Annotated in this window: 11 protein-coding genes; 2 read left to right on the top strand and 9 right to left on the bottom strand. The window is 55.1% G+C overall.

Translation table 11 applies throughout. The annotated features are described in order from the left end of the window. Positions 1-284: 284 nt before the first annotated feature. From HXY34_07310 to HXY34_07300, 3 genes are read right to left on the bottom strand one after another with little or no spacing between them, the layout of a single operon-like run. The gene (locus HXY34_07310; protein ID NWF95937.1) at positions 285-1,295 is read right to left on the bottom strand and encodes a radical SAM protein; all 1,011 of its coding nucleotides are present in this window, start codon (positions 1,293-1,295) and stop codon (positions 285-287) included. A 21-nt stretch (positions 1,296-1,316) separates the two neighbouring features. After that, the gene (locus HXY34_07305) at positions 1,317-1,670 is read right to left on the bottom strand and encodes a hypothetical protein (protein NWF95936.1); all 354 of its coding nucleotides are present in this window, start codon (positions 1,668-1,670) and stop codon (positions 1,317-1,319) included. 7 nt (positions 1,671-1,677) lie between these two features. After that, positions 1,678-3,570, bottom strand: coding sequence for a leucine-rich repeat domain-containing protein (locus tag HXY34_07300; protein ID NWF95935.1), 1,893 nt, complete (start codon positions 3,568-3,570; stop codon positions 1,678-1,680). Positions 3,571-3,937: 367 nt separating this feature from the next. Here HXY34_07300 and HXY34_07295 point away from each other — a divergent pair, with 367 nt between their 5' ends. Both HXY34_07295 and HXY34_07290 read left to right on the top strand, forming a co-directional pair. Then, positions 3,938-5,335: an aminotransferase class III-fold pyridoxal phosphate-dependent enzyme gene (locus HXY34_07295; protein ID NWF95934.1), complete on the top strand. Its 1,398-nt coding sequence runs from the start codon at positions 3,938-3,940 to the stop codon at positions 5,333-5,335. Positions 5,336-6,216: 881 nt separating this feature from the next. Continuing rightward, complete coding sequence (locus HXY34_07290) at positions 6,217-8,001, top strand: PAS domain S-box protein (GenBank protein ID NWF95933.1); 1,785 nt, start codon at positions 6,217-6,219, stop codon at positions 7,999-8,001. A gap of 67 nt (positions 8,002-8,068) precedes the next feature. Here HXY34_07290 and HXY34_07285 read toward each other — a convergent pair whose 3' ends face one another. The 6 genes from HXY34_07285 to gcvH are packed head-to-tail and all read right to left on the bottom strand — an operon-like array spanning position 8,069 to position 10,600. Further along, entirely contained in the window at positions 8,069-8,329 is a 261-nt protein-coding gene (locus HXY34_07285) for a hypothetical protein (GenBank protein ID NWF95932.1), read from the bottom strand. Between the two features lie 49 nt (positions 8,330-8,378). Next, positions 8,379-8,675: a winged helix-turn-helix transcriptional regulator gene (locus HXY34_07280; GenBank protein ID NWF95931.1), complete on the bottom strand. Its 297-nt coding sequence runs from the start codon at positions 8,673-8,675 to the stop codon at positions 8,379-8,381. Between the two features lies 1 nt (position 8,676). After that, the gene (locus HXY34_07275) at positions 8,677-8,949 is read right to left on the bottom strand and encodes a hypothetical protein (GenBank protein ID NWF95930.1); all 273 of its coding nucleotides are present in this window, start codon (positions 8,947-8,949) and stop codon (positions 8,677-8,679) included. Positions 8,950-8,955: 6 nt separating this feature from the next. Then, a complete protein-coding gene (locus tag HXY34_07270; protein NWF95929.1) occupies positions 8,956-9,360 on the bottom strand; it encodes a putative zinc-binding protein in 405 nt (134 codons plus the stop codon). Continuing rightward, a complete protein-coding gene (locus HXY34_07265) occupies positions 9,360-9,752 on the bottom strand; it encodes a hypothetical protein (protein NWF95928.1) in 393 nt (130 codons plus the stop codon). The genes HXY34_07270 and HXY34_07265 overlap by 1 nt, the downstream gene beginning before the upstream one ends. Further along, complete coding sequence (gene gcvH, locus HXY34_07260; protein NWF95927.1) at positions 9,749-10,600, bottom strand: glycine cleavage system protein GcvH; 852 nt, start codon at positions 10,598-10,600, stop codon at positions 9,749-9,751. Before gcvH ends, HXY34_07265 begins: the two co-directional genes overlap by 4 nt. Position 10,601 lies beyond the last annotated feature (1 nt).

Here is a 10,601-nt window from a genome sequence, read left to right as displayed (position 1 = left end):
GTCTCGCTCTTGTTTCTGCCTTCTCCGACTTACCGGCCATCATCACACGGACTGCCCCCTCGCCATGCTGATGCTGACTGCTCTGAGAAGCGCCCGTGCATACCCACAAGCGAGCCATGCTGGAGTGGCCTTCTGCCTGCAGTGACATGGCGATGTCCACAGAGGTTGCCTGAAGATGTGCCGCGCTATCTCACGCTCAAGAAGTAACCATTACGCAGCATTCCGACACCTCCCCAGCGAACGAACGAGCGAACGAACTTGTGTCCGTGCCCATGATCGGATCGTTACTCAGTAACCCTCGCTCCATCCTGCTCTTTGGCATGACTCAATGCATGGCAGACCAGCGGTTCCTGCCTGAGCAACCTGCGGAACTCCTCGAACTTCGGACCGACCCATATCTTGCTCATGGGCCTGTCTCTCAGGTTCTCTGTGAAGCGGCTTGTCTTGACGAACGAACAGGGCGACACGTTCAGGGCCTCGTCGACATAGACAGTGAAGCGAGCCCCATCGCAGTAGTCAAGCAGATGCCAGTCGACCTTGACCTCACCCCTCTTCTCAGCTGCTGCGATGTGTGGGACTGAGCACACATCAAAGGCTACCGGTGCCTCACCAGAGAACGCCTCAACCATCAAAGGTCTCATCTGTTCGACTGTGGGCGTGTCCTTTGGCTTCCCTCGACCGACTGCCTTGTGGAGAAGGAAGACAATTGCGTTGACCCCGTGATGCCTCAGCTCTTCGGGGCTCTGAAGGAGTCTGATGGCCTCTCCGATTGTTGAGACCGACACAACAAAGTGAATGTTGGTCTTGACGCCAGCCCTGACGAACTCATCTACCGCGTCAAACGCTGTTGGAGACCAGCTGACCGCCGATGCTCCACAGTACCTCTTGGTCGCCTCGACTATCTCTCGGGTGAGCCTCGTGCCGTTGGTCGTGTAGTTGGGTACCTTGCCTGCCTCGTGGGACATCTTCAGGAACTCGATGAAGTCGGGGTGTTCAGTCGGCTCTCCTCCGCCCAGCGCCACCTGGAAGGTCGCGGGTATCTGACTCAGTACGAACCCGAAGTCCTCCTTGGTCATCAGAGAGCCGTCAGGGCGCGAGTCGCGATAGCAGAATGAACACCCGTTTGAGCACCGGTTGGAGATAGAGATGTCCGCCAGCTCCGGGACCGGTGCCCAGAATGGGTCTTCTTGCATGGTGCTGCCCCAGCGAATGGCGCGGCCGTCGCTCTTCCTGAAGATGTAGTTGTATCCAGGAGCTCTCACCCCACACAGTTCATCGGTCTTGAGGACCTCCACTTCGACTCCCCTCCTGCAGGCTTATGTGATGTCCCAGATCCTGAACCTTCCACTGAAACTTCGAAGCCCTTGCGGACAATAGATTGGTCCCTCGTCGCTGTACGTGATTGCGACCTCGACTTTGACATGTGGCGGGAACGTCTCCAATCGGGCAACGGCTTCCCGGAACTGCTGGAGTAATTCAGGGTCTTTAGGAGGAGGAGGGACCTCAACATCAGGCGGCCAGTCGTCCTTGTATGGCCAATCCAGATACGCCCATGGTCCTGCTGCAGCGTCCTCTAGCAGGTCCAGCATGGTGAGTGTATATGGGCCCTTGTTCTCTACTATGTAGATCGCACTACTGCTGTTGGTTACAAAGTCCGTACGTATCTTCATCCCGCAATCACCTTGATGATTCTGGCTCCTTGTCTGGACTCCGCTCGTGCTGAACTGCAATGCGAAGACCAATCTGGGCGAAAGCGTCCAGTATCTTCTGGAGTCCTGTCATGTCAGTCTTCTGGTAGAGTCCTAACTCCTGTGCCAGTCGACGACCATAGTGTGTCTTCAAGAGGTCCTGAAGGTCCACTTCTCCCCGCTCGTCGAGTCGCAGCGTCAGAGACCGAATCTCACTCGCCCTTATCTCCAAGATTCGAGGAATCAGGACTGCAGCCGCTGTACTCTTCAGCGCCTCAACGTCGAACCCTTCCGTCTCCCTGCTTTCCTCCAACTGCTGTCTAAGCCGCGCGACTGCTATTGAGTGGACCTGCGAGAGACCGTCGGTGAAAGAGATGTCCTCCGGAATCCAAGACATCACCTCCTCCGCCGATGCATCTAGACCCGCGAGTTCGCTCATTGAGAGCGCACTCAATGCCGCCTTTCTCGGGAGGAATTCCAGTCTCTTCCGCAGTCCGGTCCACCCATATCTGTTGTATAGCCTCCTAGCCAGCTCCGAACCACTCACCCAGGATATTCCTTCTCCTCTGATATGTAATTCGGGAAAGTCCTCACTCTCAATCTGCCGCCTGTATGTCGAGTCGACAAGCAGAACGGTATTGTCAGAGATCTCAAGAAGTGTATGACGGCGGCATCCGTCTAGGTCTAGATAGGCAAGTATGTCGCGGGTGTATCTCTCTGATTCTCTCACATTGATCGTTGGCCTATCCCTGCATTTTCTCATTTCATCAATCCATGACTCGACCATGGGTGTGAGGTCGACGTCTATCATCCCTGCATTATCAATGCTCAGGAAACAGAGATTGGACAGTCCCGATAGCGGACTGAGGTCTACTTCTTCTAGCTGGTTATGCGAGAGGTTGAGACAGCAAAGAAACCCACATGACTGAAGACCAGAGAGGTCAACATGGGTCAGATTGTTGCTGTCAATGAACAGCGTTTGCAGGCTCTTGCAATCGGACAGAGGCGAGAGGTCAATAGTGGTCAGTTTGTTGTTCGTGAGATGGAGATGCTTGAGTCCCTTGCACTCCCTGAGCGGGCTCAAGTCCGCACTGCTGATTAGGTTTGACGATAAGACAAGTGTTCCCAGTTCACTGCATAGGGAGAGCGGCGAGAGGTCGACCTTACCCATCCGGTTCTGTGCCAGTTCTAGCACCCGGAGTCCTGTGCATAGTGAGAGCGGCTGCAAATCGACACCGGTCAGGAGGTTGCCAGATAGGTTCAGCCACTGCAGGCGTTTGCAGTCTTTGAGTGGTGACAGGTCAATCTCAGTCAGCCTGTTGTGCTGCAGGTAGAGCCGTTCTAGGTTTGCCATCCCTTCTACCGGAGCGAGGTCGATTCGTGAGAGACCCATGCTGTTCATCCAGACGAACGCACTTGACCTGAGCACGTTGAAAGTGGTTCTCTTTGTCCGTTTTTCAACAGGGAATGCCACATATCGGTCGCTGCTCTGGTGCGGCAGCGTCCCTGTTTCGTGCTCCCCTTGCACTCCCGAGGCAGAGTTTCCACTACTCTCCAGGACAGTGGCGAACTCCTCCCAGCTCATCGTCCTGATTCCCTGGCTGTTGGCTCTGGCAATCTTGGCTCTTCCGGGTTTCCCTGCATAGACTAGCAGCTCGGTGTTTGGACCAAATGCATGGAACTCGTATCCCTTGGACTCTACTAGCGCCTTGACTTGCTCCTTGGTGAGGCCTTCGACTTTCCCCGTCACATAGATGCGCATAGCCAGTAGTCGAGTGGTCTCTCTCCCTTTTGAACTCCCCCAGCACTGTTGTACTCCTCTGCGGTCTCCATCTCCTTCATCGTGGTCCCTCCTGTACCGTGATATCGTTCCCGCAAGCACCGGTCTTCTCCCACCCGCGTCTGAACGATGGTCTCTGTCAGACTGGGTGTTCGGATTCCTCACCTCATGGCCGGGACCAGTACGCAGTCCATGACCCCAAGTCTGCGTTCGAGCGGTGTGACAGCAGAGAGAGGAATCTGCGCGGACTCTTGACCTTCCTCTCGAGTGTTCGTCTGTATGTTCCAGATGAAAAGGCATTCGCAGACAAGAGTAGTTCTTGTCCATGAAGGCGGCACTACGTGTCTAGTCTTTGCTCCACAAGTCTTTTCATGTCCTTGCGCATATTGACACTGTGATTGCCGTGAGTGAAGCGAGCATCATCACCTATCCGGACACTGCAGAGGTCTATCGCAGAATAGACAGGCTGATGCAGCTCGGCATCCACGGTATCCGGCCCGATGCAATGGCGAAGTACCTGGACTACTTCGAGACTCATTGTAAGCGTTCGAAGGAGTTGGCCGCACAGGCCCGCCAGTTCATTCCCGGAGGCGTCCAGCACAACCTGGCATTCAATCTTCCTTTCCCCATCGCCATTGAGAGAGCGGATGGGGCCTACCTGTGGGATGTGGACGGAAACAGGTACATCGATTTCCTTCAGGCCGGCGGTCCTGTCATCCTCGGTCACAACTACGGGCCCGTACGTGAAAAGGTGCTCAAGCTGATAGGCGAGTGTGGTCCAGTGACGGGCCTCTTCTCCGAGTATGAGCTCAAGCTCGCGAAGGAGATCAACAGGCACTTGCCCTCGGTCGAGATGTTCCGGATGCTGGGGAGCGGGACCGAGTCCGTGATGGCTGCTGCTCGCGTGGTTCGCCTGGCTTCGAAGCGGAAGAAGATAATCAAGATGGGCGGCGCCTATCACGGGTGGAGCGACCAGATGGTCTATGGGCTCCACATCCCCGGTACTCGAGGCTTTGAGGCACATGGGATTCCATCGAGCTACAGGAAGCACACTCAGGAAGTCTATCCAAACAGCATAGGCGCGCTCAAGAGGAACCTGTCAAGAAACCGACTCAAGGGGGGCACGGCAGCAGTGATTGTTGAGCCCGTCGGTCCTGAGTCTGGCACCCGTCCAGTAGACCGGGACTATAACAGACAGGTCCGCGAGCTGTGCGACCAGTACGATGTTCTTCTCATCTTTGACGAGGTGGTGACCTTCGGAAGGATTGGACTGAGCGGCGCCCAGGGATACTATGGTGTCAGGCCAGACCTCACAGTGTTTGGAAAGGTCGTTGCGGGCGGCTATCCGGGAGCCGGTGGTCTGGGAGGCAGGCGTGACCTGATGGAACATCTTGCAGCGGGAATCGAGAGCGGCAAGAAGAGGGCCTACGTCGGAGGTACACTGTCAGCCAATCCTCTCAGCTCTGCGGCCGGCTACTTCACCATTCAGGAGATTGAGCGGACGAAGGCCTGCGAGAAAGCCGGACGCGCGGGAGACCGTCTCACAAGGGGTCTCAGCGACATGATTGAGGACCGGGGGTTGCCCTATGTCGCATACAACCAGGGTGCAATATGCCATCTTGAAACCGTGGGGGCGATGTTCGTGAGGCTGAACTACCTGAAGATACGGTCGGTGCTGAAAGAGATCAAAGCCAGGAAGCACGCGATGGAGGAGATGGGTGCGGCATACACAGCTGAGGGGATTATCACACTTGCTGGCTCACGGATGTACACCAGTATGGCCGACACGGACGAGGTCATTGATGATGCTCTCTCCCGGTTCTCTCGCGTCTTCGACAATGTCGAGTGCCCAACCAGTCGGATATGAGACCGATGTGTGCCATGCAATGAGGTCTCATAGACAGGAGTGTTAAGTTCGCGCAACTCTAGATGAGTGTCCGCCCCGAGAGCTGCGGTGATGAGCGATGCGACGTGTCTTGTCGGGATGATGAGTACAGAGAAGTGACCAGTTCATTGCTGGAGCTGGAGCGTGAACAACCAGACTCGTTAAGGCAAAGCCTGCGCATGGGGTGAGAATCCATGAACCGACATCTCTTGATCACCGCTGCCCGTGTTTGACTGGTCGAAACGCTGGTTTCAGGGTTCAACCTCCTTGTTCTGATGAATCTGGTATACGAGCCCGTCTGGGGCGCGCTCGTTGCTCACCAGACAGGGATGAGCACTAGGATTGGCTACATCTTCATTTTCGCTTACATGTCGTTACGATATGCGAAGGAGTACGGTCTAATGGATCTTGTCCATATCGGCTTGCTCTGGCTCACTCTGGAGTTGTGTTTCGAGTGGGGCGGAACTTGTTATTGGACGCCCAGTGGAGGAGTTCCTGATAGGATGGAACATCCTCGCTGGTCTCATGTGGTCGTACGTCCTGCTTGCCTACCTCTTTTCTAACCTCATTGTGGGCGCACTGCTCCATCCCGGCAAGATGAGTTGAGGGCGAGCCTGAGGAGCGGCATGGTACAAGTCGTTTGGCGCCGGTCCACCAAGTCAGTTGTCCCGTGTCACTCGTGGCTGCCTCTCCAGCTGGGTCTCTGTCCGTGGCGTAGGACTCATGGATGTACCACTCTTGTTTCGAGGGCTCCAGTGTTGGCTTCATCCAACCAAAGTACATTTAGGTTGTTGACACAGTTCTGCTTCACCCTCGGTTTCTATGCGAAACCTAGCAAGAGCATAGTTGGCAGGCCGAACACAATGACGAACGACGATGGGCTTCCTCTCCTAGAGAGGAGACTGATACGCGCCGTCGCTGACACTATGCACATCCCGGTCTGCGAGTTTGACTTGAATCTACGCGTTGTGTACTTGAACCAGGCGGGCCATGCCATTCTCGGCAGCAATCCTTCACTACTCAAGAAGGGTGTGTCCATAGACGACCTTGTAGCTGAGGACTTTCGTACGCTTGTACGTCGAGGTCTCGAGATGCTTAGGACCGCACAGAGCTCCACGTCGGTGTCAATCAGGATAGTGCGCCGGGATGGAATCGAGGTGCCAGTGGAAGCGTATGCAGCCCTCACTCATGAGCAAGGAGCAGTCTGCGGCTATGTCGTCTACCTTCTCGACCTGCGCAGACGACAGCTTGTCGAGGAGAAAGCGCTGGAACAGAGGGATTTGCTGCAGTTCGCCGTTGAGCACTCTCCCGTGGGGATTCTGGTTGTAGGCACTGACTTCAGGTTCGACTACATCAATGACCGGCTATGTGAGATGCTTGGCCGCACAAGGAATGAGGTGCTCCACCACGACTTCCGTGAGTTCCTTCATCCAGACAGTATCGAGCTTGTCCAAGACAGATACATCCGACGACAACGCGGCGAGAAGGTGCCGTCTGTATACGAGTTCAAGATTCTTCACAAGGACGGCCACACCGTGGACGTGCGAATAGCGAGCGTGGTCACCATGACTCGGGGTGGAGCGATTAAGACTGTTGCCCACCTGCACGACATAACAGCGGAGCTGGCAAGGGAACGGGCTTTGAAAGCAAGTGAACACAGGTACCGCTCCCTCGTTGAGACCATGGTGGACGGTCTGGCTGCAGACAATGAGGACGGAATCATAATCTACGCGAACGATGCACTAGCCAAGATGGTAGGGTATTCATCTGCGATGGAACTCGTGGGTGTGAGAAACTCGGACATAATCTATGGTTTTACGGACAGTGTAGCAGCACAGAAGGCAGCGGCCAGGCGCGCAGGAATCACGGAGCGATACGAGACCTCGCTCATCCATCGCAATGGCAGTCTGGTGCCAGTCCTTATCAGTGCGTCTCCGATGCTTGACATGGACGGTCGATACATCGGATCGTTCGGGATCTTTTCGGACATCTCGGGGCTCAAACAGGCCGAGGCTCGCTCGACCTTTCTGCTTGACCTTCTGTTGCATGACGTGGGCAACCAGCTTCAGCTGATTCTGGGCGGTGTGGACCTGTGTAGCCCGGACTCCCCCTACGACGTGATTGAGTCATCCATGCAGTACATACGTGACGGAAGTCAGAGGTGCTTGGAGCTCATCCGGAAGATAAGAAGCGTCGAGGAAGCAAGGAACGAACCTCTGAAGCCCACGGACCTCGGGGTTATCATCGCTGCACAGGTGAAGGCCATTGAAGCTGCATATGGCGTCAGGCCGAAGCTCGCTACTGTTCCGGAGCACATCGAGGTCCTTGGTGACGGGGCCATGAGCCAGCTCGTGTGGAACATCCTTGAGAATGCGGTCCGGCACAATCCCCGGAAGGACAAGATGGTATGGGTCCGTGGGAAGAAGACAAGGACCGAGTTCGAGCTGCGAGTGTCGGACAATGGTCCCGGGTTGGACGACGCGCAGAAGGAACGACTGCTTCTGTCAGAGCGACGTTTTGGAGGCGTTGGTTTCCATATCGTACGCACCTTAGCAGCCAAGTACGATGCCACACTCATGCTTGAAGACCGAATCGAGGGAGATCACACTCAGGGGCTGTCTGTCTTGCTGGTGTTCAAGAGGCCCTAGGAGCGTAGAGATGAGCGGTCTACTGAGTCGTGCACTAGCGCGTCACCTAATCCGTTCCCTTCCTCCATTACGCCTCTGATGCGTAATCGGCGGGCGGCATACTGGACAAGTCTGGCGGTCCTTGACTTCGGCATTCCTCACGCAGGTCTCGCTCGACTGAGATTGCATCCGGGTCTAGTGCATGTACTAGTGTCGTCTTGCCCGCATGAAATGCTCCCGTGACGTAGACCTTGTGGTCGCACGTCCTTGTCTGATGAGTTGCTACTGACACTCGGCCCCTGTTGCCACTTGGCATCCTTGCGTTCAAGATGCTAGAGTATGGTCGCAATCTCCTGGGCGGTCGTTTGGATGTCCTGCTGGTCCGAACTGACTGCACTCTATGGAGTATTCTCTACCTCTGCAAGGGCGCGAGACTGCTGGAGGAGTGCCCTTACCTCTGGACTCTTGATGCTGTAGAGTTTCCGTGTCCCGTCACGGCGAACACTGAGGACTCCGGCCTTGACGAGCCGGGTCAGATACGACGAGACCACCGACTGAGACATGTTGATCTTTGGAAGTATGTCACACTGACAGCGCTCTCCATCCATGAGATAGTCGATAATCTGGAGGCGGACTGGATTGGCTAATGCTGCATGGAATTCCGCCATCCACTTGGATGTCCGTTCTGCTGACATACTATCTCTTTCTCATTTGTTCTGCTTCTGCCAGTATGGCCTCTTCAATCATCTGAACTGTCGGGTTCGCCTGCAACAGGCGGCTTCCTACAAGCACACCGCGATACGACACTCCTGCTTTCTTGGCGGCTTCGCTGTCGGCAGAGGCCTCGTCGTATTCAACGATGTCAGAGTGCTTTTGCACAGCCATGTAGACACGCTGGAGAAAGCCGGTCTGGCTGCAGCCGCATACTCCAACGGGAAGAAACACTGTCACTTTCACCTTCTTATCCATATCAGATCATCTCTTGCCTTGTCTGAGCCTGTCTACCGCAGAAGCTGTCTCCTCTGCGATTCGAGTCACTATCTCCTCGGTTTGGTTGGTAGCGTCTGCGTCTGAACGCGAAGAACAGGGGTCTTTCATGTGGTCCTCGACATTCAGTTTCACAGCTGGCTCGCTGCTGTACTTTGCTGTTGCTATGGCTGCGCACATCTTGCTGCAGCCGTCAATCGTTATGGTGGGAAACACTCGCGCAAATTCCCTCTCGTCCTCATTGCCGGCAAGGAAGAGGGGCAGACATATGGTAACGGTCTCGTTTGGTCTCAGTTTGTGAAGGACTTGCAGCGCAGCCTGACGAGACACAACCCCTCCGGGGCAGTCTTCTCCACTACATGCGATGATTCCGACCTTGGGCTTAAATGTCATCACTCTTTCTCCTCCAGTTGCAGGATCCTCCCGGCAATATCATTGGCAAGAAGTCTTCCACCTTCCCCGATATCAAGCACGCTACCGGGTTTGTGTGTGGGGTTCTCTGCCAACACCTTGGGCACCATTATCTCCATGACTGGCGCACCCCCGGCTTCCCTAACACCCACAGTTGCACACCTCTTTGGACATCCGTCTATCGTGACGACCTCTGACTCCCTGACAAGTCGGACGGCCTCCTCGTCTCCAATCACGAAGAGTGGTAGGCAGACGGTGCGGTACCGGTCTGGGTGAAGTCTATCTGTAATGAGTGCGGTCGCTTCGCGGGTTACACTGCCGAAGCCCTTGCCGATTCCGCTACAGGGCACTATTATCTTCTTCTTGGTGTTCATCTTGACTGTCCTGTCTCCCTTTTTCCTAGTTCATGCTTGGCCTTCTGTGAGGCGTGCTGGATGTATTCGTGTGCATCCTTCAGGAGTTCGAGTTCGCTCATGTCCTCAGGTCTCAGTATGTAGAGCCAGCCCTTGTCATAGGGTGACTCATTGATTAGTTCTGGACTGGACTCAAGCTGGTCATTCCTCTCGATGATCTCTCCTGAGATAGGTGCGATTATCTCAATCATCGTCTTTGTGGACTCAAGTCTTCCGATGTCATCGCCCAGCGTGAACCTGTGTCCCAACTCCGCGAGTTCGACATAGTAGATGTCTGAGACTGACTGCTGGAGCAGGTCTGAGGCCCCAACCCTTACTCTTCCATTCTCTACTGCTACCCAGAAGTCATTGTCGCTGTAGTAGAGTCCGCTCTTCACTCTCAGCGTGAACTTGTCCACCTTTTCTGTCAGGAACTCCTCTCTGTCTGCGACGGCCCCTAAAGACACCGAGTGCTTCGACTCGCTCATGAGTCCTTCCAGGAGTGTCTCCAGCATTTCCAACACCCTCTGTGCCCTTCGATTGTCGTCCTCGTCAGGAGCAGCAACCTCTGACACCTCAATGGACTGTATTGCTCGAGCACCCCTAGCCTCCGCTATCTTTGAGGCACATCTCATGCTGCACCCATCAAGGCAGATCACACTTGATGACGAGAAGTCCTTGACCTCCCCCGGCCTCTCGTTGACCAGTGCAGCAACACTCCCCACGACATGAGGGTGTTTCGACTTCAGGAGTAGCTCTGCTACATCTCGTGTCACTTTCCCGCCCGGACGGTCATAACCAGCACATGGAAGTATGTATGTCTTTCCCATC

It is taken from the genome of Candidatus Thorarchaeota archaeon (genome assembly GCA_013388835.1).
Lineage (GTDB): Archaea > Asgardarchaeota > Thorarchaeia > Thorarchaeales > Thorarchaeaceae > JACAEL01.
This window is presented reverse-complemented; position numbering and strand designations above follow the sequence as displayed.